The sequence below is a fragment of the Lysinibacillus sp. FSL K6-3209 genome (assembly GCF_037976175.1).
Lineage (GTDB): Bacteria > Bacillota > Bacilli > Bacillales_A > Planococcaceae > Lysinibacillus > Lysinibacillus sphaericus_D.
Map to the genome: position 1 here is coordinate 2,252,824 of NZ_CP150264.1, position 24,694 is coordinate 2,277,517.

The 24,694-nt window shown below is 36.3% G+C and carries 23 protein-coding genes; 6 read left to right on the forward strand and 17 right to left on the reverse strand.

Features of this window, described 5'->3' with window-relative positions:
• Positions 1 to 61: 61 nt before the first annotated feature.
• From MHH88_RS10780 to MHH88_RS10825, 10 genes are all read right to left on the reverse strand, one after another.
• The gene (locus MHH88_RS10780; protein WP_339262926.1) at positions 62 to 2,104 is read right to left on the reverse strand and encodes a helix-turn-helix transcriptional regulator; all 2,043 of its coding nucleotides are present in this window, start codon (positions 2,102 to 2,104) and stop codon (positions 62 to 64) included.
• 252 nt (positions 2,105 to 2,356) lie between these two features.
• Entirely contained in the window at positions 2,357 to 3,034 is a 678-nt protein-coding gene (locus MHH88_RS10785) for a hypothetical protein (RefSeq protein WP_339262928.1), read from the reverse strand.
• A gap of 97 nt (positions 3,035 to 3,131) precedes the next feature.
• On the reverse strand, positions 3,132 to 3,641 hold the full coding sequence (locus tag MHH88_RS10790; protein WP_339262930.1) for a GNAT family N-acetyltransferase: 510 nt from the start codon (positions 3,639 to 3,641) through the stop codon (positions 3,132 to 3,134).
• Positions 3,642 to 3,990: 349 nt separating this feature from the next.
• Positions 3,991 to 5,712: an EAL domain-containing protein gene (locus MHH88_RS10795; RefSeq protein WP_339262932.1), complete on the reverse strand. Its 1,722-nt coding sequence runs from the start codon at positions 5,710 to 5,712 to the stop codon at positions 3,991 to 3,993.
• A 358-nt stretch (positions 5,713 to 6,070) separates the two neighbouring features.
• Positions 6,071 to 6,241, reverse strand: a complete 171-nt coding sequence (locus MHH88_RS10800) for a hypothetical protein (protein WP_024361699.1) — start codon at positions 6,239 to 6,241, stop codon at positions 6,071 to 6,073.
• Positions 6,238 to 6,393, reverse strand: a complete 156-nt coding sequence (locus MHH88_RS10805) for a transcriptional regulator (protein ID WP_069512591.1) — start codon at positions 6,391 to 6,393, stop codon at positions 6,238 to 6,240. Before MHH88_RS10805 ends, MHH88_RS10800 begins: the two co-directional genes overlap by 4 nt.
• A gap of 200 nt (positions 6,394 to 6,593) precedes the next feature.
• Positions 6,594 to 6,743, reverse strand: coding sequence for a hypothetical protein (locus tag MHH88_RS10810; RefSeq protein WP_024361697.1), 150 nt, complete (start codon positions 6,741 to 6,743; stop codon positions 6,594 to 6,596).
• 319 nt (positions 6,744 to 7,062) lie between these two features.
• The gene (locus MHH88_RS10815) at positions 7,063 to 7,566 is read right to left on the reverse strand and encodes a DinB family protein (protein WP_339262935.1); all 504 of its coding nucleotides are present in this window, start codon (positions 7,564 to 7,566) and stop codon (positions 7,063 to 7,065) included.
• A gap of 76 nt (positions 7,567 to 7,642) precedes the next feature.
• Positions 7,643 to 8,599 (reverse strand): tyrosine recombinase XerC, encoded by a 957-nt coding sequence (locus MHH88_RS10820; RefSeq protein ID WP_339262937.1) that lies wholly within the window; start codon positions 8,597 to 8,599, stop codon positions 7,643 to 7,645.
• 332 nt (positions 8,600 to 8,931) lie between these two features.
• Positions 8,932 to 9,345 (reverse strand): hypothetical protein, encoded by a 414-nt coding sequence (locus MHH88_RS10825; RefSeq protein WP_339262938.1) that lies wholly within the window; start codon positions 9,343 to 9,345, stop codon positions 8,932 to 8,934.
• Between the two features lie 76 nt (positions 9,346 to 9,421).
• On the opposite strand from MHH88_RS10825, the gene MHH88_RS10830 reads away from it, so the two are divergent.
• The 3 genes from MHH88_RS10830 to MHH88_RS10840 all read left to right on the forward strand — a co-directional run bounded on the left by MHH88_RS10830 (position 9,422) and on the right by MHH88_RS10840 (position 12,744).
• Positions 9,422 to 10,912: a circularly permuted type 2 ATP-grasp protein gene (locus tag MHH88_RS10830; RefSeq protein ID WP_339262939.1), complete on the forward strand. Its 1,491-nt coding sequence runs from the start codon at positions 9,422 to 9,424 to the stop codon at positions 10,910 to 10,912.
• Positions 10,866 to 11,828 carry an alpha-E domain-containing protein gene (locus MHH88_RS10835; protein WP_339262941.1) on the forward strand — a complete coding sequence of 321 codons (963 nt, stop codon included), beginning with the start codon at positions 10,866 to 10,868 and terminating at the stop codon, positions 11,826 to 11,828. The genes MHH88_RS10830 and MHH88_RS10835 overlap by 47 nt, the downstream gene beginning before the upstream one ends.
• A 61-nt stretch (positions 11,829 to 11,889) precedes the next feature.
• Entirely contained in the window at positions 11,890 to 12,744 is an 855-nt protein-coding gene (locus tag MHH88_RS10840) for a transglutaminase family protein (protein WP_069512587.1), read from the forward strand.
• A 44-nt stretch (positions 12,745 to 12,788) separates the two neighbouring features.
• Here the strand turns inward: MHH88_RS10840 and MHH88_RS10845 are convergent, their stop codons facing one another.
• Complete coding sequence (locus tag MHH88_RS10845) at positions 12,789 to 13,667, reverse strand: tyrosine-type recombinase/integrase (RefSeq protein ID WP_339262943.1); 879 nt, start codon at positions 13,665 to 13,667, stop codon at positions 12,789 to 12,791.
• A 355-nt stretch (positions 13,668 to 14,022) separates the two neighbouring features.
• On the opposite strand from MHH88_RS10845, the gene MHH88_RS10850 reads away from it, so the two are divergent.
• A complete protein-coding gene (locus MHH88_RS10850; RefSeq protein WP_025219523.1) occupies positions 14,023 to 14,817 on the forward strand; it encodes an enoyl-CoA hydratase/isomerase family protein in 795 nt (264 codons plus the stop codon).
• A 45-nt stretch (positions 14,818 to 14,862) separates the two neighbouring features.
• Here MHH88_RS10850 and MHH88_RS10855 read toward each other — a convergent pair whose 3' ends face one another.
• Entirely contained in the window at positions 14,863 to 15,675 is an 813-nt protein-coding gene (locus MHH88_RS10855) for a hypothetical protein (protein ID WP_339262945.1), read from the reverse strand.
• A gap of 246 nt (positions 15,676 to 15,921) precedes the next feature.
• Between MHH88_RS10855 and MHH88_RS10860 the strand changes: the two genes are divergently transcribed.
• The gene (locus MHH88_RS10860) at positions 15,922 to 17,088 is read left to right on the forward strand and encodes an aminotransferase class I/II-fold pyridoxal phosphate-dependent enzyme (RefSeq protein WP_339262946.1); all 1,167 of its coding nucleotides are present in this window, start codon (positions 15,922 to 15,924) and stop codon (positions 17,086 to 17,088) included.
• Between the two features lie 111 nt (positions 17,089 to 17,199).
• Here MHH88_RS10860 and MHH88_RS10865 read toward each other — a convergent pair whose 3' ends face one another.
• Both MHH88_RS10865 and MHH88_RS10870 read right to left on the reverse strand, forming a co-directional pair.
• Positions 17,200 to 18,399, reverse strand: a complete 1,200-nt coding sequence (locus tag MHH88_RS10865) for an AI-2E family transporter (protein ID WP_069512582.1) — start codon at positions 18,397 to 18,399, stop codon at positions 17,200 to 17,202.
• A 63-nt stretch (positions 18,400 to 18,462) separates the two neighbouring features.
• The gene (locus MHH88_RS10870; RefSeq protein WP_339262948.1) at positions 18,463 to 19,413 is read right to left on the reverse strand and encodes an LCP family protein; all 951 of its coding nucleotides are present in this window, start codon (positions 19,411 to 19,413) and stop codon (positions 18,463 to 18,465) included.
• Between the two features lie 174 nt (positions 19,414 to 19,587).
• On the opposite strand from MHH88_RS10870, the gene msrA reads away from it, so the two are divergent.
• Positions 19,588 to 20,109, forward strand: coding sequence for a peptide-methionine (S)-S-oxide reductase MsrA (msrA, locus tag MHH88_RS10875; RefSeq protein ID WP_339262949.1), 522 nt, complete (start codon positions 19,588 to 19,590; stop codon positions 20,107 to 20,109).
• Positions 20,110 to 20,187: 78 nt separating this feature from the next.
• On the opposite strand, the gene recQ is transcribed toward msrA, so the two are convergent.
• The 3 genes from recQ to MHH88_RS10890 all read right to left on the reverse strand — a co-directional run bounded on the left by recQ (position 20,188) and on the right by MHH88_RS10890 (position 24,536).
• Entirely contained in the window at positions 20,188 to 21,951 is a 1,764-nt protein-coding gene (recQ, locus tag MHH88_RS10880) for a DNA helicase RecQ (RefSeq protein ID WP_339262950.1), read from the reverse strand.
• A gap of 8 nt (positions 21,952 to 21,959) precedes the next feature.
• Positions 21,960 to 23,063, reverse strand: a complete 1,104-nt coding sequence (locus tag MHH88_RS10885) for a hypothetical protein (protein ID WP_339262952.1) — start codon at positions 23,061 to 23,063, stop codon at positions 21,960 to 21,962.
• A gap of 291 nt (positions 23,064 to 23,354) precedes the next feature.
• Positions 23,355 to 24,536, reverse strand: coding sequence for an MFS transporter (locus MHH88_RS10890; RefSeq protein ID WP_339262954.1), 1,182 nt, complete (start codon positions 24,534 to 24,536; stop codon positions 23,355 to 23,357).
• Positions 24,537 to 24,694: the final 158 nt, after the last annotated feature.

A 24,694-nucleotide genomic window follows, 5' to 3' on the forward strand; every position in this document is an offset into this window, starting at 1 on the left:
AAGCTCCCTATATACCGTATTCAAACGATAGATAGGCAGCTTTATGCAAATACAATATTCTTTAATGAAATTTTTGAAGCCATCGCTTAATGCTGTTTTGAATTTTGACAGAAGGGGTTTTGATACCTCGCTCGATATTACTTATATATGAAGGTGAAATTTCAAGTTCTTCAGAAACTTGTAAAAGCGATAGATTAAATTGTTTGCGTATGGCTCGCAATTGATGGCCAATAGTAGCCCCTTTTTCTGTATGTTGTACGCTATCTTGGAAACCAATTGCAGAATGTGTTGTATTTTTTGTCTTTTCAATGGAGCGGTATTGTTCTTTTATAAGTTCTGGTGGTTCAACAAGAATCGTAGCATCTAACCATAAGCGCACCCATCCCTTATGATTGGCAATGGATTCATCCCATTTATGATAATGCCATGCAGAAAGAACGCCATCTTCGAGTAATTGATCCAGCGCTTTTTCAAAGCGATCTCTCGTGCGAGAGGGTGTACGTTCATTGATATTTTCTCCAATTGTTTCTAGCAATGTTCTGATTTTATTTGGCTGTAAGAAATCGCCCTTTCTTGCTTGCGTTCGCCAACGCCAACTCAAATAGCGTGCCAATCTTTTTTCCCACTTTTGACTATAGGGGTTGTAATGTAACGTTTGAATCGGTAACAAAGCAATTTGTCTTCCAGAGCCATAAAGATACTTTGTAAAAACTTTATCGACTGTAACTGTAAATGTTTTTTGATTATCTATATGGGCAATATTATATTCATTTCGGTATTCATCGATAAAAAGAAATGTTCGTCCTTGTAGTTGTGTTTGAACAGGCTTACCTTTTTCATAAATAGTAGCTTTATTTAATTCAAGCCATAAGCTCTGAATTTTTGTAAGCGATTGCAAAACTTTGTCTTTTTGTTGTTGCTCATACCCACCTCGTCGCCCTTCGCCTCCTAATTTCGGCTTTAAACCACGAATCCTCAATAAATCATTAAAGTGGATTTCAATAATATCTTCTGTATACCTTGCTTTAGATAGAAAGATACTACATAAAGCATCAAACATATCAACGTCTAAATCTGTTAAACTTTGTGCTAGATTTTGGGCTTGTTCTATCATTGTATGCGTGTCGATAGAGCCATCAGTATATAGATAAGGACGTAATTGAATGATGCCTTCTACATTCCCTTTGACTAAAGCTGTAGTCGGCCAAGGCGTATTGTCAATAGATTGAAAACTATTTTTATATAATGCTTCTCGGACATACTGATACGGTGCATTATTCATAACATGGAGATGCTGTTCTACCCCTAATGACAAGATTAGATTTTTACTATGTGGCAAGGTATCCTCGTGATTTGAGTTTGCGATTTGAAGCATGGAAGCAATTTCTTGTGCATTTAAATTCGTGAGCTTCATTAATGCAATAATAGTATGAAACCATTGCGCCATATAATGATTGACGATATTTGTATATTTTGAAATAAATGCCTCATTAGTTGATAGATTTTTCGTTATTTGCTGAAAAAATACGTGATTTAATTCCTGACTGCTCATTTGATGTACCTTTTCAGAGCCTAATGTACTTTCTAGTTCTTCCAGTACCCACTCTGTTAAGTAGACTTGAAACCACGAGCAAAACTCTTCCCACGCATTATCTTCTCCTAGAAATGTATTTGCTTTAATCATTTGCTCCATTCGATGAATATATCTCTCGTAATGAAGTTCGTTATGATGCATCAAAGTCTGCTTCTGTGTTTCATTTAGCTGGTCCTCATAATTTTGCAGTAAAAACGAAACGATGTTTTTAGCTATTTCAGTGATAACACGATTTCTAGAAGAAATTCGTAAGTTCATAAATAACTGTTCACTCTCTTTATAGGTACGATCCCAAATAACAAACGAGTTCGATATCACATTTTTAGTCCATGTAATCGCTTTTGTCGCTTGATCATTACTCGCTATTTTCTGTTGTTCGTAGATACAAAGTACATAATAGTTATCAATTTTATTGACCAACTTTCGATTCATTGTAGTCCGATTAATCTCATTTCGAAGCATTTCCATTTGGTTAAAGGCAACATTGTCGTAATCATTTTTATTTATCATGAATACCTCCTTGAAAAAATGCGAACACAGAGGACTTATAACTTGTACTATATGTGTATAATGGTCATTTTAACACCAGTTAACAGAATATTCTATATTTATATTTTGGATAGTGGTAAAGTATGTGCATCTATTGAATAGGAAAAGACCTCATTAAAAAGTAATGAAGTCTTAGCGTGTAGGCAAACGAGCTCGTAAAATCCGATGCCTATTATTCAGTTAATTTTACATTATGCTCGTAAAAGCACCCACTTAAATATTATTTACATCTGTTATCCAACAAAAATACAAATTTACATTTTGAAACTGCACTGGACCAACAATCGTATTTTGCTTCGGGGAAATATGAAATAGCTCAACAAATGCTACGAAATCTTCAAACCATGCGGCGGTCTTGCTAAAAGAGTGGATTAGCATTAGTGCATTACAAGCATTTACTCGGTTCGCTTCTATTAAAGCGGATGCTGCTCGATGTAATAACTGATACCTTATTTTTTTCACCGACTCTTCTTCTAAAGTAAATAATTGGAGTAGATAAGCTAATCTTTTCCTTTTTCCTTCACTTGGGTTGTCTCCTAACCAGCTATCAACGGTTTTTCCAAAAGGTTCTGCTACTTTCCCTTCTATCATAATGGGGATAAGTACATTATGCGCTTTTGCGAGTATATAAAGATCATTTTGTGAACTTGCATTTCCTCCAGGTAAAGGCACCTTGTATTCAGGAAACCCATATAATACTTCAATATTTTGAAATAAAGTAATGTTGCTATTTTTAAATACATTGTCAACGGTGTATGGTAAATTATGCGCATTCCCCCAACTAACAGCTAACTCAAAAGCAGAGTATCCTTTTTTCCATTGCTTTATAGGATCAGCAAGGAATTCTTTCCACGACAGTACGCCTTTTGACGGTACAAAAAATTTGCCCATTTTCTCACCTCATTATTATTTTCATAATTCATTTTATATTTCGCTATAGCAAAAAGAGTCTTCATTTTTTGATATGAAGGCTCTTTTTTTAAAGTCATTATTTTTTCGTAAATCTCCAATAATATAATGCATCTGTTTCTTTATACAGTTTTGCACCAGACTTTTCTAATACTCTATGGGATGCGATATTATCTTTTTCCGTATCAGCTATAACGAACTTCACATTAGGCTGATTTAACAACCAATTTTTCATTGTTCCAATTGCTTCTGTCATATAGCCGTTTCCTTGATATTCAGGTAAAGTGTAATACCCAATTATGACTTCACCATGGTTGTTTGGAAGTCCTTTTAACATAATTCCTCCAACACTACAATTTAGACTATGCGAGACGATGACCCAATTGGTATACCAAATATAATTTTCCTTATCACGTAGTAACTTAGTAAGTCGAATTTCCATAGCTTGTTGAAGTTCCATAGTTAGAAAACGACCTGATTCATTTAAAGATAATTGTAGCTCTAACTTTTTGGGATTCTCAATAAGTAATCTTAGATTATCTGCACTTAGTGGTAGTATTCTTAATCTTTCTGTTTTCAATTCAATCATCAGGATTCTCCTATTAACATTTTTGACGTCTTACTTAAACAAAAATTTAAAAATAGGTATATATTATTGGCAGCTACTCCCATTTCATTATCGTTTTGATTTAATGCAATTAATTTAGCTGGTAATTCTTGTTGTTTGCACGCCTATCGTTCTTTTAACAAGAGCAAAGGTGATTATATTAAATGTTTAAGTAATAGGTTTTGCTATACAAAACATGTTTCTTTCTCATTCAATCAAATTCCTTGAATGCAACTTGTTAAAACCAAATTATACCATGATGTTCTTGTAGCAACAATATAAAATAATATTATTATGTAAACTATATTTATAAAAATAAATCTAGCCCCATTTAGGAGCTAGATTTATTTTTTAGCGGTTGATTTAAAATCGTTGTTGTAAAGTCTTGCACCGATAGTGGTTTGCTGAAGTAATAGCCTTGTACGAAATCACAGCCATGTTCACGCAGTACATTTAATTCAGCCTCTTCTTCAACACCTTCTGCAACTACTTGAAGATTTAAAGCGTGTGCCAACGAAATCATTGCAGAAATCATTGCAATCCCTGTTTTCTCTGGTAAAATATCACGAACAAACGCGCGATCGATTTTTAACACATCTACTGGGAATTTTTTTAAATAATTTAAGGATGAATAGCCTGTTCCGAAATCGTCTAACGCAATAGTAATCCCTAATGCTCTTAACTGTTCAATGGTATCAATTAAATCTTCCGTATAGTCAAGCATACTCATCTCTGTAATTTCAATTTCTAATAAATGCGGATTGATTTTTGTTCCCGCAATGACATCACGGACCATTTCAACAAAACCAGGTGTGCTAATATGAATGGGAGATATATTGACAGCAACGCTTAAATTTGAATGAAATGTTTTGTTCCATGCACATACTTGTGCACAAGCTTTATGTAATACCCAAACACCAATATCATTGACAAGTCCACATTCTTCAGCAAACGGAATAAAACGATCTGGTGGCATTTGTCCTAATTCAGGATCGTACCAACGCAGTAAAGCTTCCATTCCAACAACTCGATCTGTTTTTAAATCGATTTTTGGCTGGTAATGTAGTTCTAGTATATCTTTTTTTAATGCTTGGTGTAGTTTGGTTTCAAGTAGTAACCACTTGTCATTGGCCTCATCCATATTATGTCTATAAAGTCGATATTGATTGCCTCGAGTTGATTTTGCAGCATACATCGCTATATCAGCATTTTTTAATAAATCTTCTATTGTATTGGCATGATCCGGAAAAACACTAATACCAATACTTATACTTGCATAAAATTCGTATGCGTCTACGATAAAGCTATCATCGAAAACCCCAATTATTTCTTTTGCCATTTCTTCAATTCGTGAAACATCATTTAATATCATAACGAATTCATCACTATTGTGGCGATAGAAAGAGTTGGATGTGTAGTCTACATTACGAATACGATTTGCCATTTCCACAAGGAACATATCACCGATGATGTGGCCAAGTCCATCATTTATGTTTTTAAAACGATTCACATCAATGAAAAATAACGCAAACTTCTCACCTGTACGTCGAGATTGATGGAATTCATTTTCTAAACGTTGTTCTAACTTACGACGGTTTGGTAACCCTGTTAATTCATCATGATAAGCGATATGGGTAATTTTCTTAATATCCTTTTGTGCGGTAATATCTACTCGAATGGCAATATATTGATAAGGTTTGTTATTATCATCGAGGAAAGGAATGATTGTTGTTTTCACCCAGTATAAGCTACCATCTTTAGCGCGATTGCACACCTCACCATTCCACATATCTCCTTTACCAATTGTTTTCCACATTTCCCTAAAAAAAGATTTAGGATGGAAACCGGAGTTTAGTAAACGGTGATCTTGTCCAATTAGTTCTTCACGCTTATATTTCGAAATTTTACAAAAATGATCATTAACAAATGTTATTTTTCCGGTCCGATCTGTAATAGCAACAATGATCGAACTATTCATTGCTGAAAAAATATCTTGTAATTCTTTCAGGCTGTAGTTAACTTGATTAATAATACCAGGCGTGATATTCATCATTTTTCATTCTCCGTTCATTAAAATAAGAGGGTTTAGTACTTTTTCTTTACATAATAGTGAGGTATAAAGTTGTGGTAGCTGGCCCTTTTTTATGTAATTATATTATAGTCTTAGAAAAGCAGTTAATTCAACCCAAATATATAATCTACAATTATCTAATTTTATAGATTTCAATAAATTAGACAAAAAAGAATGACTTTAAACGCACTTCATTCGACAATTTACCAATCTCAATAATTACATTTGTACTACTATTAAAACTATCATTATACTATTTACCTTTAAAACAATAAAATCGGTACTTTAAAAAATTAAAAATGCCCTACTGTCGCAGCTGGCAGCAAGGCATTTTTACATGTTAAGAGACTTCATATTCAATTTGACCTCCCACAATTTTTGCTTGTTCATTATAAGCATCCAGTTGTTCTTGTGATAAGTTTAATATATAGTAGTGAAAGTTTATGGGTTCTAATCCATGTTGATCACATATTTGTCTGTAAAATTCATAGCCTTGTCGATAGTCCGTCATGCCAATAACTTCCTTTCGTGTGCAGCTTCATTGTAGAACTCTAATTGCTCCTGAGATAACTTGTTCATATAATAATAAAAATTGATAGGCTCTAAATTAAATTGCTCGCATTTTTTACAATATAACTCATAACCTTCTCTATAGTGTGCCATCCATTTTCCTCTTCTCTTTGTACTATAACAGTTGTTTATTTGTATAAATAATATATAACAGATATCAACTCGAGTCAATAATATTTCTGAAATTTCTTTCATATTAATCAAAGCCCAGTCCATGTATTTAGTATGGCTGGGCTTTTCATAAACTATTCACTTTGGCGTCCGTTACAACCACATCCTTTGTTGCGATTATTTTAAATTCCTAGTTGTTTCGCTTGCATATTATAAGCTGAAAGTTGTTGCTGGGATAATTGGATAATGTAATAACGGAATGAAATTGGCTCTAGCCCATAACGTTCACACATTTCACAATAAAACTCATAACCATCTCGATACTTTGACATAGACTATTCCTCCTGTACAAACTGTTTTATAACAGTTGTTTTTATTTTTAATTAATATATAACAGATTATGCTGTTCGTCAAGTAAATATTCATAACGAATTGTAAATTAAAAAAGCCCGACTTCTGTGTAAGAAACGACAGAACTCGGGTTTTGATACAATTTTACAGTATATTTTTTAGTAAACGGAAAATTTGTCTTTGAATCCATAGAATGATATTCCAAATAATTTCTGTTAACACACAATTTCTTAGTTCTTTCAAACTGTTTTTCATAATTGGTTTTAGCTTTCTTTTCTTCATCGTAACTCCTAGTACAGTTTAAATGACAATTCCTTTCATTTCATGTATTTGCTCAATGTGTCGTTGTTCATGCAAATACACTTGCTCAATCCATTGATTGAGTGGTAATGGTCCGAAGGCTGGGTGATTTACAGCTTTTTTAGCAAGTAAGGACGGCTCTTCTAGTTGAAGCAAAAATGTCGTTAGTTTCGCTCTTGTTTCATATAATAGTGTCACCATTTGCTGGACAGCGAATGGTTCCTCTGTCGGTTCCACAATTTTGGGTGCTGCGAGCTTCTTTGTTCGATCTTTCATTAGTTCAACATTGATCCGTTCAGGATTGGTATTTTCTTGAGAGGCTAACCCCCATGAAATGGCCTTCATTGTTGAAGTTTCTACTAGCACTAAATGATGACATATTTGAGCAATGCTCCAACTGTTTGCATCGGGTTTTCGATTAAATTGAGCATCGTTTAATACTTCTATTTCCTTTAATAGTTGTTCTCTCGTAACACTTAATTGTTCAAGATATGATGAAATCATATATTTTCCCCCTTCAGTTTTAGACCCTACTCTGTATATATGCATCGTACTTGTTCGTATGCTCTTACGTTAGCTATTAATCAACAATATTAAAAGGGTTATTCTCCAAAACATGTTGCAATTGCTCGTCCTCAATATGGGTATAGATTTGGGTTGTAGCGACACTGGAGTGACCTAGTATATGTTGTAAGCTACGAATATCTGCCCCAGCTTTATACATCATTGTCGCTGATGTATGACGCAATTTATGTGGTGTAAGCCTATCCTTTTGCAGACCCGATTGTTTATTGATTTGCTTAACGATTTTGGCTACTGTTTGTCGTGTAAAACGTGTTCCTTTTTGCGAAACAAAAAGAGGTTCTTCTCCTTCCCCCTTGAATGGCGTTTTCCCACTCTGTTCATAATTATTTAGCGCTTGCATGCAACTATCATTTAAGTAAACTGTGCGCTCTTTATTTCCTTTTCCGATTACGGTCAAATAACGACCTTGTATAGATGATGTATTGAGCTGGCAAAGTTCAGATACGCGAATACCGAGATTTAAGAAAAACATCATCATACAATAATTCCGTGGCGATGCGCCATGTAGTTGAATACCCTCAATAAACTGTGTCGCCTCGTCCATATTCATATATATCGGTTTTCTACGACCAATCTTTGGTGTTTCCAACTCTTCTGCTGGATTTTCTTCAATAAGGCGTCGCTTTCCTTTAACGTATTTGAAAAACGATTTTAAGGTAGCGACTTTCCGCGCTCTTGCGGAAGCGGAATTATTACGTTGTACTTCACAATATTCCATAAATAAATAGAGATCTTCCAAAGTGATGTCACGGATTTCTTCTATTGTAATAGTAGCTATATTAATTTCGTTTATTTGCGCGATATCTATATCATTTTGCATGGCTAAATGAAAATGAAAGAATAAAGTGAGATCGTATTCATATTCTTTTCGAGTACGTTGGGACTTTCCTTTGATTGTTGTTAAGTACACTAAGAAGTCTTTCATTATTTTAGGTTTTGGATTCTTTTGCATAAAATCACCTCTATTTTCTCTATTTTACCATAAAAAACGTTCCCAAATATAAATTTGGGAACATTATTGATGAAAAAATGCCCTTTTTCCCTACATCGTACATATGTTCTTATTTTGGTAATTAAAAAAGATGATTTTCTAATTGTTAAAAAATCATCTTTTTTTGAAATTTTTTTGCAAGGTCTATTTATTTATGCATAAACGCCTCACAAAATGAATATTAAACTCTAGTATACTACTATACGCTGAGACGAATTGAAAAATGATTCAGTGGGTAATGATACGAGTCGATTCGTCTCACAATGCGCGTGGAATTATTTGGTTATTTGTAGTTAATTAGCGAAAATACTATATGTACCATTCGTTTGTTGTGTTATTTTCCAGTTGGTCGACAACATCGTATGAAGCTTCGAAATTATGGCTTCGTCACACGCTAAATTCTGAATACCTGTTTCTGCCAATTGAAAGTCCTTCGTTTCTTCTAATTGAAAGCGAAGATGTAGTAAACGCTTAATGCCAGGTAATGTTACATATTTTATTCGATAATTACCATGCAGCGCGTCCAATAATTGGTGCTCCCCTTCTTGAAAAAGAGCCAGCGTTTCTTGAAATTCATAATTTGGTTCCTTTGTACACCATGACGATACTTCCCCAGTTCGCAATGTCTGTAAGATTTCCTCATCACATATACCTAGTTTCGATAGCTTGTCTAACTCATAAGCTTGCATTAAGTTAATGTTGATCATTTTTTACTAGCTCCTTTTATGTATTCTTTTTAGTGTAACATGTTTTGACTATTCCTTAAATTCGGAGGCGGTTCACATGATGAAATTATATGATTCGGGTTCTTTTTTTGATGAAATGTTAGATGGTGACCAGCCGAAACCGCATTATCGCTCCTTCCATCGTAAACTAAGTGCTTTTTCACAAGAACAGCTAGAAGAAAAATACCAGCAAGCCCAATCGAGCTTCCTTAGACAAGGTATTACATTTACTGTATATGGTGCCCAAGGGGGGACAGAACGGACAATGCCTTTTGATTTTGTACCGATTATTATCCCGCATTCACAATGGCATATGATTGAGACAGGTATGAAACAACGTGTCAAAGCGTTAAATTGTTTTTTACATGATATTTATAATGAACAGTTAATTGTAACAGCTGGCATTATTCCCAAAAATCTTATCGAACAAAATTCCTATTATTGTCGAGAAATGTTGGGTGTTCAAGTGCCAATAAATAATCATATTTTTTTAGCAGGCATTGATGTAATTCGTGATCAAAACGGTGTTTACCGCGTATTGGAAGATAATTTACGTAATCCTTCCGGCATTTCATACGTTTTTCAAAATCGTTATGTTATGAAGGAAGTGTATCCTGAATTTTTTTCCAAACATACGATTCAATCGCTCGAAAAACAAATGGCCAACATGAAAAAGGCACTACTTTCACATCGACCACGAAATTTAAAGGCTCATGTTGAACCGAAAGCAGTCCTTTTAACTGCTGGTATGTATAATTCAGCCTACTACGACCATGTCTTTTTAGCGCAACAACTAAATGTTCAGCTTGTTGAAGGACGCGATTTAATTGTGCAAAATTTAAAAGTTTATAAAAAAACAATTTACGGATTAGAGCAAATCGATATTATCTATCGCCGCGTTGATGATGACTTTTTAGATCCTACTGTCTTTCGGGAAGATTCTTTACTTGGCGTGCCGTATTTAATGGAGGCCTATAAGGCAGGAAATATTGCAATACTAAATGCAGTAGGCAACGGTGTCGCAGATGATAAAGCGATGTATGCTTATGTCCCTGATATGATTCGTTTTTATTTAAATGAAGAGCCTATATTAGAAAATGTTACGACCTACCATCTTGATGATGAAAATCAGCGGGCATGGGTACTAAAACATTTACACGAGCTTGTTATAAAAAATGTAAGTGCTTCAGGTGGCTACGATATGCTGATTGGTCCACATGCAAGTGCTGAAGAAATCTCTAGCTTTCGACAAAAAATAGTAAGCCAACCAAATCAATATATCGCACAACCGACCATTCAGTTATCACGCGCACCTGCCTATCAAAATGGCAAATTCTATCCTTGTCATGTCGATTTGCGTGTATATGTCATTACAGGTGATGAGATATTTGTCCTTCCAGGTGGCTTATCACGTGTTGCGCTAACAGAAGGATCGTTAGTCGTAAATTCCTCACAAGGTGGCGGAGCAAAAGATACGTGGATATTAAAGGAGGAATTGCCGCATGCTAAGTCGAGTAGCAGACGCACTATATTGGATGGCAAGATATAGTGAACGCACAGAAACAAATGCACATATATTACAAGTACAGCTGTTGAATATGCTGGAGCAATCTGGTAAGGAACATGATTATCTCGACCACTGGGAAGCTATTTTAGATATTTGTGCTTCGAAAGAAGAATTTCTAGCATGCTATGAAGTCATTCGAGTGAATCCTCTTATTGAGTACTTGTTGTTCTCTGATAACAATAGCAACGCTTTGCATGCAACTTTGCGCGCCGTTCGAGAAAATGCACGAATAACACGGGATAGTATCCCTATTGAGCTTTGGGAATTACACAATGCCTTTTATTTATATATGCAGCAAGAAGTAACGGTGCAGAAACGACCATTTCAATTAATATCACTAAATTATTTTTTACACAATGTACGTAAGACATCGTTAACGGTTACAGGACTAGTTGAAGACTCAATGGAACGAGATTTACCTTTTTATTTTATGCAAGTCGGCAAATGGATTGAACGAGCAGAAAAGATGATCCGTATGATATTAATCATGCTTGAGCAACAACCAATGACTAGCAATATAGAAGAAGCCGATGGGATATTTTTGCTTGATTTATCAAAAGCGACAGCGTCTTATAAACGTAAGTACCATCAAACAAATTTACTATCTGTTATGCAATATTTATTACAGGATGCGCATTTTCCACGCTCCGTGATGGTCTGTTTAAAAAAATTAGAGGATGCATTTATGCATATTGAAAAAGACCATCTAACTGCTCGTTTTGTAGCACTTAATACACCGTTACGAGCTTTGTTAACGGCCATTAGCGAGCTCGATTTATCAACAGTTTCCTTAGAGGAAGCTATATTTTCAATGGAGGAAAGATTGTGTCAATGTATTGATTTTGGTCATACATTTTCAGCAATTTATCATTTATATGAACCCAGCCTACAAGCTTGAAAGGAACCACTTACAGCTCCCTTTCAACACGCAAGTCAGTAATCAAAAGGAAGCGGACACGATGAAATTTGAAATTCAACATACAAATATTTTTCAATATGAATCTGAAGTCGATCAAAGCTTGAATACTATCCGCTTAAAGCCGCGGGGTGATGAGCGTCAACGCTTGCTGTCCTACCGTATCGCGATTTCACCATCTTCTCTAACGCGTGAGCATGCAGATATTTGGGGAAATACAGTCGGTACATTTTATATCCCTGAGCAACATCAAGTGCTAGAAATAGAAACAACATCCATCGTTAGTATACAGCGTGCACCATTTATTCATCGCATTCAATATTCACCCGAAATGCAGACGATTTTTCACTCCCAGCTCTTTTACGAACATTATTTGCCCTATTTAAAATCAACAAGCTTTACGTATATGACAGATGCTCAGATAGAGGAAGTGTTTCATGCGATTGGGCACGCAGAAAATCCAGTGCTGTTTTCGCTTAATTTAATGCAATATTTATATTCAACATTTGAGTATGATCCAACAGCAACGAATGTTACGACAACTGCAAGCCAAGCCTTTGCCTTAAAACGAGGAGTTTGTCAAGATTTCACGCACGTTATGCTCGCTATACTGCGTGCTAAAGGCATACCTGCTCGCTATGTAAGCGGTTATTTATATGTCGATGGAAATTCAGGTTTAATCGGAGATATAGCAACACATGCTTGGGTTGAAGTGATGATTCCTGGTATTGGTTGGATTGGGTTAGACCCAACCAATAATGTGGAAGTACTAGAAAATCACATTATTTTATGTATCGGACGTGACTATACCGATATTAGCCCTGTCGAAGGCGTCTATACAGGCGGTAAACATGATTTAACGGTAAAAGTTCAAGTAAAAGCGTTAACCCATTTTTAAAAAGAAGTGCAGCAATTTGTGCTTGAGAGACAATTGCTGCACAGTTACTTAAAACGTTCTCCTCGTTCTGTTAATACCCATTTTCGAACATATCCCATTTTTTGTTGTATGTTTTCAACCGTTTCCTCACTTTGTAACGCCTTCTGTAGCACCGTGTAACGAACATCCGTCGCTCGTACATTTGTGCCAATATCTTTTGATAGTGTTTGAAAAATCCGTTCAATTGTTTTTGTCGTGATCGATTTAGTAAGACTTGTTTCACTGACCCAAAGCCACTCCCCTACATTCCCTTGATGTATATCTTCCGTCGCATTTTTATAATGCTGTAACATTTCCATCAAAATAGGTGAAAGTCTCATCTCTCTTCTGCCATTCTGATTTGAAATCGAAATAAGTGATGATGGAATTTCAAGATGCCCCCACTTCATACGGACAAGTTCAGCAGGCTTGCAACCCGTTTCGATAAACATTTGTACAATACAACCATTCCGTCTGGCAAGCCAAGCATGCTCAGGTGTTTTTGCATATCGAAAATAGGTAGGCCATACTTCTAAAATGTTTAACAATTGCTCTTTTGTCAGCACTTTTAAAGAATCCTTGCCCCTCTTTTTTGGCTGTAAAATGCTTTCATAATCAAACGGTTCAACCCATTCTCGCAAAAATACAAAGTCTACAAAACTACGGAGTGACGCTATTTTCCGATTAAAAGTATTAACATTTTCATAGTTTTCTTTTAGATAATTACTATATATAAATAATAATTCTTTCAATTGTTTATCCAACATTTGAATATTATGTTCACTTGCAAAAGCTAAAAATTGCTGTCCATCAAGGTTGTATTGTTTTTTTGTAGCAGTACTTTTCTTTAAAGAATTTAATAGTAATAAATAACTTTGCCATGCTTCTTTTAATGGTACCATCATGCGCCCTCCTTGTTTACTGTACGTGTGATAGTTTTATTTTATAATATTTATGGTGCGTGAGGTATTATTTAACTTTAAATAGAGTAGTGTCGGATAATCTGTAATTATCGATTAAACTTATCTTTCTGTACACGATGCTCCATACGAAATAAAGAAACAAATGTTCCTATAGTAGTTTCTCATATCTTTTGCTTTATTACAATAGCAATTATCTGTTGTAGTACAATCTCTATAAAATGCCATTAATCTTGTGTAACAGGTTGAAAAAACATGAAAATTCGTATTATTTAGTGTTTATTGTCCTTTGTGTTATATAATATAAGTATCAACTTAAATTGTAGGGGGCTTTTCAATTATGCAAGTAAGAACAACTCGTCTTGAGGCTGAGGATGCGAAAATTATTTATCAAGAAACGGCTGGACTCGCGATTATTACGATCCATCGACCACAAGCGAAAAATGCGCTTACCGCAAATATGTGGGATGAATTAGCTAAAATTGCACTAAAAGTGTTAGATAATCCTAAAAATAAAGTGCTTATTTTACGAGGCTCTGGTGAGAATTTTACAGCTGGCTCTGATATTAAAGAATTCAACGCTATTTCTTTGGAAAAGGCAGAAGAAGCTTTTCTACATATGGAAAAAACAATATCAACGATTGAACGTTTACCGATTCCAACAATTGGTGTTATTAACGGTCCTGCAATGGGCGCAGGGTTAGAACTTGCTTTAGCATGTGATATTCGCATCGGCTCTGAAAAAGCAAAATTAGGCATTCCTGTAGGCAAATTGGGCATCACATTAAACAATAAATTTGCCCAGCGTCTTGTCCAACTTGTTGGCCCATCTACAACGAAGGATTTGGTATTTACAGGTCGTATGTTTAAAGCCGATGAAGCCTTTAAGCTGGGTATGCTGAACTATTTAGTAACTGAGAAAGATTTAAATAAATTTATGATTCGAATGGGCAAGCTGGTAGCCGGAATGTCTCCAGAATCTTTACTTGCTGTAAAGCAATCTGTACAAGAATGTGTCGATAGTGTACCAACATTATGGCAAGGTTCTACACCATTTGTAGGCAGTGATTTTACAGAAGGCTGCCGTGCCTTTGTTGAAAAGCGTCAACCTCAATTTACACGCGCATCAAAATAGAAAACAGGTACTCACTCGCCCTTTTGCGACTGGAGTACCTGTTTTTTATTTTCGTTTTTGTACAACAGAGTGCACTTGAACATTGATACCATCTAGTTCGTAGCCAAAATGCTGGTAAAAAGACTGTTGTACGTCTTCTTGTAACTGATATAAGCGACGAGGCAATGAATAATCTATCGGCATCTTTAATTGCAAAGATACTATGACCTTTGCCTGCTCTCCAAGGCTAAACTGTATTTGTTCTACTTTTTGCACAATATCTTGCTGTTTACAAGTATAGGTTAGTAATTGCACATAGACTTGCTTCTCTATTTCAATATATTCCTGTTGGAAGTCAGGACGCACAATGGTTGTTTCACCGATTTTTTCGCGTTTAGGTGTGAAAATTTCCTTCCCCTTTTGCACCAGTCGTTTAAAGAAATTTTGCTCGACTTGACGGTACGGTATGGGCATAACATGTTTTCCTTGCGTTTGGCGAATAAATCGCGCCTTTTGGATTTCCTTTTGAGAGCGAATATCCTCAACATAATAATACGTTTCAATCGGCCCTAGTTCCAAGCGCTTGGCAATATTATTCGTCATTTTATCAGACGTACCAATAAGTAATATAGATTGAACATGATATGTATCGAGAGCTTTAACGACTTCTTCACGATGCGCTTCTTCTGAAAAAATCGCACGTCGTACAGCAGTTATCGTATTTTTTTCAAACTTTGCAGAAATCCCTGCTACTTTCACGCCATTGACAATGAGTAAACCGTCATCAATAATGGCTTGCACTCCTATTTTATGTGCAAAAACGAGCGCGCTTGTACTTTTTCCTGTTCCACTTGGTCCACTTAAAGAACATACCTTCATCTAAAAAACCACCTTCCTTGCTTAATAATAGCAGAATTATATCGCTACTATCATTAGCATCGTTACCCGTTATTATTTTGTACAAAAATATTGTCATTTAAGCTTAATTTTTTCCGCTAGCCTATGCAAGCATCTTCTCCATTACAAGAATATATTCTTTTTTCAGAATAACTTCCCCTTTCTGTGCTTTAGTATGATAAAATGTGTACTACTATTCTGTTATACAACTATAAGGAGTGTCCTAGTTTGAAAATCGTACCATCAAAAAAAATGTCTCTATTTACACCAGCAATTTTCGGAGATTTAAAGAACTTTGCTAAACAACAACAAGCAAAAGGTATGTCTTTAATCGATTTAAGTTTAGGTAGCCCTGACCTTCCACCACATGCAAAAATCCGTGAGCATTTATCTTACAGAGCGGGCTTGGCAGAATCATATGGCTACACATTAACTGGTACACAACGTTTTTATGATGCAGTTAGCCGTTATTATAAACGTCGTAGCAATGTCGATTTAGACCCTACAACTGAAATTATTCAAACAATCGGCTCTCAAGAAGGCTTAGTCCATCTACCAATCGCCTTTTGTGATCCAGGAGACATCGTTCTGTCAACAAATCCAGCTTACGTCGCTTACGATGCAGGCATTCATCTAGCGGGTGCCTCACCCTACTATATGCCACAAACAGCAGATAACGATTATTTACCTGATTTAGACGCTGTGCCAGAAGAAGTTGCACAAAAGGCCAAGTTACTTATCTTAAATCTACCAGGTAATCCTGTACCAGCTATGCCTTCTCTTGCGTATTTCGAAAAGGTCATTGCTTTTGCTAAAAAATATAATGTGATTGTGCTACATGATGCGGCGTATTCAGAGTTTTACTTTACTGGTGACGGCCCGATAAGCTTTTTAGCGGCGCCAGGTGCAAAAGAAGTAGGGATGGAGATCAATTCCTTATCAAAAAGCTTTAGCCTAGCTGGCACACGAATTGCCTATATTGCTGGGAATGCCGACATGATTGCTGTCTTAAAACAACTCAAATCGAATTTAGACTTCGGAATTTTTGAACCAATTCAAGATGCGGCGGTAGTTGCTTTAGACCACGCGGAAGAAATTACAGAGAACTTACGTGCAACATTCTCAGTGCGTCATAAAACGTTAATGAATGGCTTACGTGAACTTGGTTGGGATGCAGCTCCTTCTGATGGTGGCATGTTCGTATGGGCAAAATATCCGTACGATATCGACTGCACGGATTTAGCATTTAAGCTAATTGAACAAATTGGTGTTGTAACAGTACCGGGAACAGTGTTTGGTACAGCAGGGCAAGGCTACCTACGACTTGCTCTTGTTCAGCCAAAAGAGGTCTTACAAGAAGCAGTAGATCGTCTAAAAAACGTTTCCATTTCCTAATATTTAATAAAGCATGTGATAAGGATGATTCCCTTGCACATGCTTTTTATCTTTTCCGTTTGATATTGCTAAAATAAAACAGCTACTGTATCTCAGAGTAGCTGTTTTTTGTTACACATCATATTTTTGTACTACTTCATCTTCGTAGCGATTATATCGTTGCTTAAATAGCTTAAATAAATGTGTGACGAGTACTTTTAAAATTGCATAGCCTGGAATCCCTAAAATTACTCCCGGTACACCAAATAATGAACCTGCTGTTAGCAAGACGAAAATGATGGAAATAGGATGGATGCTCAAGGATTTCCCCATAATTTGCGGAGAAATAAACTTCCCTTCTATTAACTGCACTATCGTCCAGACGATGGCTAGTTTAACAAGCATTAATGGCGAGTTAACAAGCGCAATAATAGCAGCTGGTGTAATTGCAATGACTGGTCCTAAATAAGGAACTACACTTGTTATCATAGCTAAAAAACCAAGTAGCAATGCATATTTCATGCCGATAATTAAGAAGCCAATTGTGACCATTGCCCCGATACACATTGACACTAAAATTTGCCCTTGTATGTAAGAACTAATTTGCTTGTCCATATCGTGTAAAACATCATGTAAACCTGGACGCATGCGAGGCGGGCATATTTTCATAACAAATTTCGGTAATTTCTCGCCATCTTTTAATAAATAAAATAATATAAATGGTACCGTTACAAGCGATAAAATAATGCCTGTTAAAGTTGAAAGAAAACCGGTTATCCCTGTTGCAACACCTTGTGCTAAATTAGCCGCTGTATCTTTTACTGTTTCAATAATATCTGTCGTAAAATTCATAACAACTTTTTCATAATTAAAATCCATATTGGCTAAATACTCATTAACACGTGAGTTATTTAAGTATTCCACTATATTTTGTGTTAGGGCCATAAAATAGACAGGGAATTCCTGTGCTAAATTCGTAAATTGATCTCGTAAAAATGGATAGACCAACACGACAAGTAAAGTAATGACGCCAACTACACCAATATATAAAATTAAAATGCCCCAAATTCTTGGGATACGCCACTTTTCAAGTATTCCTAATAATGGTCGTAATAAATAATACCCGATTACGGCTAGTACCCCTGGTAAAATAACAACCTCAAATAATACTTGTAGCGGGGTAAATATAAAGGAAACTTTTCCAAACATGTAAATGACACATGCGAGTAATAATAAAATAATTAACGTAAATAATAAATTTTTACCACCTAAAAAGCGAATAAACTTCGTCGAAAAGAAGTTTGAATGCTCCCTCGGTCTTTTTTCACTCATCTACTCACCCCAATCCGAATGCTCACCTATATTTTACAGGATAATGTTGGCTTTTGCGAAGTTTCACTCTAAGGAAATTCCTAAAAATTTACTTAAAAACGCTTTGTTTGCCTTTTCATCAATCACAATAGCAGATCCTGCATGGCTAAAGTTTTGGAAATCATAGCTACCTTCTATAGGTATTGTCGCTTTCTCGATTGATACTTTCCCTTTAGACACCATTTTTAAAACTTGTTGGATTTCACCTGCAGATGAATAATCAGTCGTTACATAGCCTTGTGCGGCACCGATGAATTTAGGTAAATTCAATAGATTTTGTGGTGCTAATATTTCATTTTTTAATGCTTCAATCACTTTTTGCTGACGAGCAACACGGCCAAAATCCCCTTCCGCATCATGACGGAACCTTGCATAGCCAAGTAATTCCTGCCCATTTAGATTATGCGTACCTTTTGTAAGGGTAACACCAATTTTTTCCGACATATCCTTTTCTACATCCATTTCCACACCATTAGGTGCTAAAATGTCTACAAGTGATTCAAAATTTTTAAAATCGACAAGTGCGTAATGGTGAATCGGTAAACCAAACATATTACTTAATGTGTCTTTTAACAGTTGAACACCACCTAAATAATACGCCGTGTTTAGTTTATAGGATTGATAGCCGGGAATGTCTGCATAAATATCCCGCATAAATGATACTAGTTTCACATCGTTTGTTTTCTTATTCCAAGATAATATCATCATTGTATCTGTTCGCGATTTCTCCTCACCGCGTGTATCGATTCCTAATAATAAATAGTTCTCAATATCGTCCTTTACTTCGTCTCCACTAAAGTCTTCTTGGGGTACCAACGTGTCTGTAGCTAATTGCAAACCACTTCGATATTGCATAATACTGTATCCAGCAATGACAATGACACAGAGTAATAAGAACGTAAACAGTGCTCTTCCTTTACGCAATCGACGTTTCTTAGGACGTTGTGAGCGTCTTGTATAGTCTTGCTCTTCCATAACGAACTAACTCCTCTATTTTTTTATAGTTAATGTAACGATTGAAAGTAAGGAAAGTTTCATTTTTCTCCTACTATCCTCATCAGCATCTATCTATTCGTTATTTTACACCCTATTTGCCAGTAATGAACAAAATAATGCTATAATATTTTCACAAAAGAAAGGATGATGAATATGATAGAAAAAGCGACGTTTGCAGGTGGCTGTTTTTGGTGCATGGTGAAGCCATTTGTAGAATGGGATGGCATACATAAAGTTACATCAGGCTATATGGGTGGCCATTTAGAAAATCCAACATATGAAGACGTTAAAAAAGGCAAATCAGGTCATTTAGAAGTAGTCGAAATTGAATTTGATCCCACTATTTTTAGTTATGAACAGTTACTTGATATTTATTGGATGCAAATTGACCCTACAGATGCCTACGGTCAGTTTCACGACAGGGGCGAATCCTATGCAACGGCCATTTTTACGTATTCTGAAGAACAAAAAAGAATTGCACAGGCATCGAAAGAAAAGCTTGCCAATAGTGGTCGCTTCGATAAACCTATTGTAACCACAATTCGTGATGCTCAACACTTTTATCCAGCAGAAGATTACCATCAAGACTATTACAAAAAAGAACCGGACCATTATAAACAAGATCGAGCGGTATCAGGACGTGATGAATTTATTGCGGAACATTGGAAAAAATAATAGAAATCAAAGACAGTTTCTCTAAATCATACAAAAAGAATCCATCGTGTGAAAAACACAAGATGGATTCTTTTTTCATTAAGTTAAGGTAAACGACTGCATTGCATCAAAGAAACGCTTGCCATACTTCTCGAATTTCACTTCACCAATACCACTCACTTGTCTAAGTCCTTCCAGCTCTGAAGGCTTTTTATCGCATAATTCACGCAATGTTTTATCAGAGAACACGACAAATGGTGGTACCTTTTCTTCATCGGCAATCTCTTTGCGTAATATGCGTAAGTGTTCAAATAATGGATCATTATCTGCAAGTTGTCGAACCGTAACAGCTTGTTTTCGCATAACTGTTCGCTTGCCTAACAAAACAGATTTTCCTTCCTCCGATACATAAATCGTTGGAAATGTGCCATGTTTAACTGCTAATAATCCTTCCGCAATTAAAAATTCGATAAAATTAGAAACCTCCTTCGAAGATTGCCCTTTTAAAATGCCATAGGTTGAAAGTCTTGAAAATCCAAATTCAAGAACTTTTTGATTTTTAGAGCCTATTAATACTTGTGCTACCATTGTTTTGCCAAATTTTTGTCCCATTCTTACAACACATGCTAATACCTTTTGTGCATCTTCCGTGACATCTTTTACGTCCCGGTTATCTTGACAATTACTGCAACGTTTACAAGGTGCGGCTGCCTGTTCACCGAAATACGTTAAAATCGCATTTTGTAGGCAGCCTTCGGTATGACAGTAATCGACCATCGTTTGTAATTTTTCTAATTCCTGTGCGATACGCGCCTCATCACGTGTCTGCTCAATTAAAAAACGTTGTGTTTGTACATCCCCTGAAGCGTAGAGCAAAATACAAGCACTCGGCAAACCATCACGCCCTGCGCGGCCCGCTTCTTGATAATAACTCTCCATATTACGTGGCATTTGATAGTGAATCACAAAGCGAACATTACTTTTATCGATTCCCATACCAAACGCATTGGTTGCGATCATAATGCGAGCCTCATCTTTTAAAAATCGTTCTTGTTCAGTCATACGCAAGTTCTCTGAAAGTCCTGCATGATATTTTGCAACCGACACACCCGCACGTGTCAGTGAGTCATACAATGCATCAACTGATTTACGTGTCGCCGCATAAATAATGCCGACTTCCGATTTATTTTTTTCAATATAATTTTTAATATAGCGCTCTTTATTTTCACCGATTAACACCGTAAAAGCTAAGTTTTCACGTTCAAAGCCTGTAATGAGTGTTGCCTTTTCGTCAATCGATAATAATTGACGGATATCCTCACAGACAGCAGGAGTTGCTGTAGCAGTTAAGGCAAGCACAGTGGGTTGTTGTGCCCATAATGTAAATAATTTTTGAATGGCGCGATAGCTGGGGCGAAAATCATGGCCCCACTGCGAAATACAATGCGCTTCATCTACAGCTAGCAATGGTACATATAATTGTGATAATGCTTGTAAAAAGGCAGCACTTTCTAATCTTTCCGGTGCAATATAGAGCAGCTTCAAATAACCTCCACTCACTAGTTGCATCGTTTCATCCACTTCTTGTGCTGATAACGTACTATTGATATAAGCCGCCGGTATATTCGCTGCTCGCAATGACTCAACTTGATCTTGCATTAGGGAAATTAACGGTGAAATCACAATCGTTAAACCATCAAGCATTAATGCCGGAATTTGATAGCAAATCGATTTTCCTCCACCTGTCGGCATCACGCAAAGGCTCGACTGCCCACTTAATGTTTGCTCAATAATTTGCGCTTGTCCGATGCGAAATGAATCATAACCAAAGTGATGCTGTAGCATTTGTCTTGCTTGCTCCATTCTCTTTCTCACTCCTCTGCTATAAGGCGAATTAGTTTGTAATCGCCTTGATCATTTTTGAAAATCTCATAGGTCATGATGGAATGTGCAAGTGCTTCCTGTCCCGCTGAATCGGTCAGCACGTATTCCGTTTTTGCACGCACAATAATATTTTGCCCTACTTTCTCTATCTGTTTAATAGTTGTATTAGAAAAATGGATTTTCGCTTGCTTGGACGCATAATAAGCAACCATATCTTTCAGCGTATGCTGTAAATCCTCTGCACCAGTAACAGACTGCATCACACTGGCATCATTAATCGCCACAGCCGCCTTTAAATGCTCATGAAATGTATCAATAAATATTTTTACCTCGTCCTCATTATAGGCAAAAATATTCTTCCCATATTTATCAAGTATTTTTTGCACCGCTTCTTTGTCACCGACTTCACTATAGGCATACAAATTTTTAGATTGAGACAAACGATCCTTTGCCTTCATGCCGTCAATAATCCATTCATCAAGTAACTGTACTATATCTTGAAGTGGCAATATGTATGGTTGAGAAACGCCCTGTTGCTGTCGATTAAAATAAACGCCCACAATTTGACCATTTTCTGCCTCCATCACAGGGCTACCGGGTGGTAAAGCTTGGTCTACATCTATATAATAAGCAGCGACCTTGTCACTATATCTTTTGATTGTGTGGGGTAAGCCATCGACATACACGGCCAAGTGATCCAACTTGCCATTGAATACAGTTGGAACATTGACCGACGCATTATATTTCACTTGTAAAATAGCAATGTTATAAGCAGTAGATATATAGCGTACATCAGCTTCTACAAGTTTATCGTTACTAAATTGCACAAGGGCAGTAGGTTTTGATGCGACCAACGCTCCGTTTGTTACAATATAGAGCATCGAAGGGTCTTTCTTCACAATAATACCCGCGCCAATAGCGCTCTCCCCTACAACCTTCACCTCTGGAATAAGCTTTTCCTCTTGTTTCTCGACGAGTTTGTCAGATTTAATTGCTGTTTTTTCCTTGTTAAACATGTCCGCAACAGATTGATCGCCACAACCTGTTAACAGGAGGGTTGCCGCTCCAACGATAAGCATCTTTTTTCGCATTTGTTCACCAATACTTTCTATCGAACTTCTTTCTTTACTATCATAAACAACGATGTCATTTGTTTCAAGTTTACATAATATTATTATTGAAATATATCCATTAAAATAAGGCCATTTTTAAAAATTTATCTACTTACATTAAAGAAAAATAGCATTTTGTCATACTTTTCGAAGAGTTCTGTCTGTTCAAGAAGCACTCTTTACACGAGCAAAAGGCAGTAACGACATGATAAGTTGCCGTTACTGCCCTTGCAATTAAAACTTTTTTGAAACCTACAGAAGACATGCTATTTATTTCTTTCTTAATACAAGCGCTGTAGTAATAATCCCAAACGTTAATAGCAAAAAGATAACGAAGGTAAACGAATGGTTACCTGTTAAATCATAGCAATAACCGATTAGTGTAGGAATAATTGCGCTCATCATAAATCCACCAGACATGACCATTGAGGACCAGCTATTGGCCTCTTCATGCGAGCGTGCTTCATCCAATGGTAATAATAAACCAATAGGAAACAATCCACTTAGCACAATCCCAATAATAAGAACGCCAATCCATAATAGCCATCCCGTTCCTAACCATAATAGTGCAAAACCGATAACACCGATAATTCCTAATGACAATAGCCATCGAATACGATTTGACCATTTTTCCATTAGGATCGGGACAACTATATTTCCTATCATCTGTATGATTGACAGAAAAGTTAACATCGAACTGGCAGCAACGAGTGTTAAGCCTTTATCTTGTAAAATAGGCGTTAACCAAGACATCATCGAGAAAAATAACGATGTTTGAAAACCAAAATAAAGTAAAATCGTCCACGCACGGCTGTTTTTCCACGGATTACGTACAGCTTCCTTTATTCGTTCATCCTTTTGTACAGACGACTGCTCTACCTGATTTGGGATAACAAGCAACCAAATTATAAGAGCAAGCACAGCCAGCATTGCCCAGCTACCAAGGGCAATGGTCCAATCTTTATGAAACCCATTATAAAATGATACCGTTAATGCCGCACTTAATGTTGCACCTGTCCCAATGCCAAAAGAATACACGCCAACTACCGTTGCAAAACGATTTGGAAATTGTTCTTTAATAAATGCATTTACCATCGGCCCGATAATAGCGATGGCAAGACCAGCAGCAAAACTTGTAACCACAAGCAAAACAAAGCTTTCCTGTAACCATCGAAGTCCATTGGCTAACCCAATAATAGTTAAAAGTAGTGCAATTGAAAACTTTGTACCAAGCCGTCGTTGTAACGGAACAGCCACTGGTGCAAAAAGCCCCATACAAAAGACAGGAATGGATGTTAATAAACTCATTTGCGTATTGGATACTTGAAGAGACTCCATTAACACATTAAATAGTGGCCCTATGCTAGTTACAGCTGGTCGCATATTGAGGGCGACGAAAAAAATACTGACAACAACGACGATTGTCGAAGCTGTCCATTGTTTATTATTCATAACGTTGAATACCTTTCTAATGCCAAGTTCACTACTATGTCATTGTCCTTGATAAATAATGTTGTCAGACATCCGATTTCTTCTATTCTTCTTTTAGCATTTTCTCTGCTTACCGTCAATATTTCATTATTTTTATATGCATCCTGCTTTATTTGTGC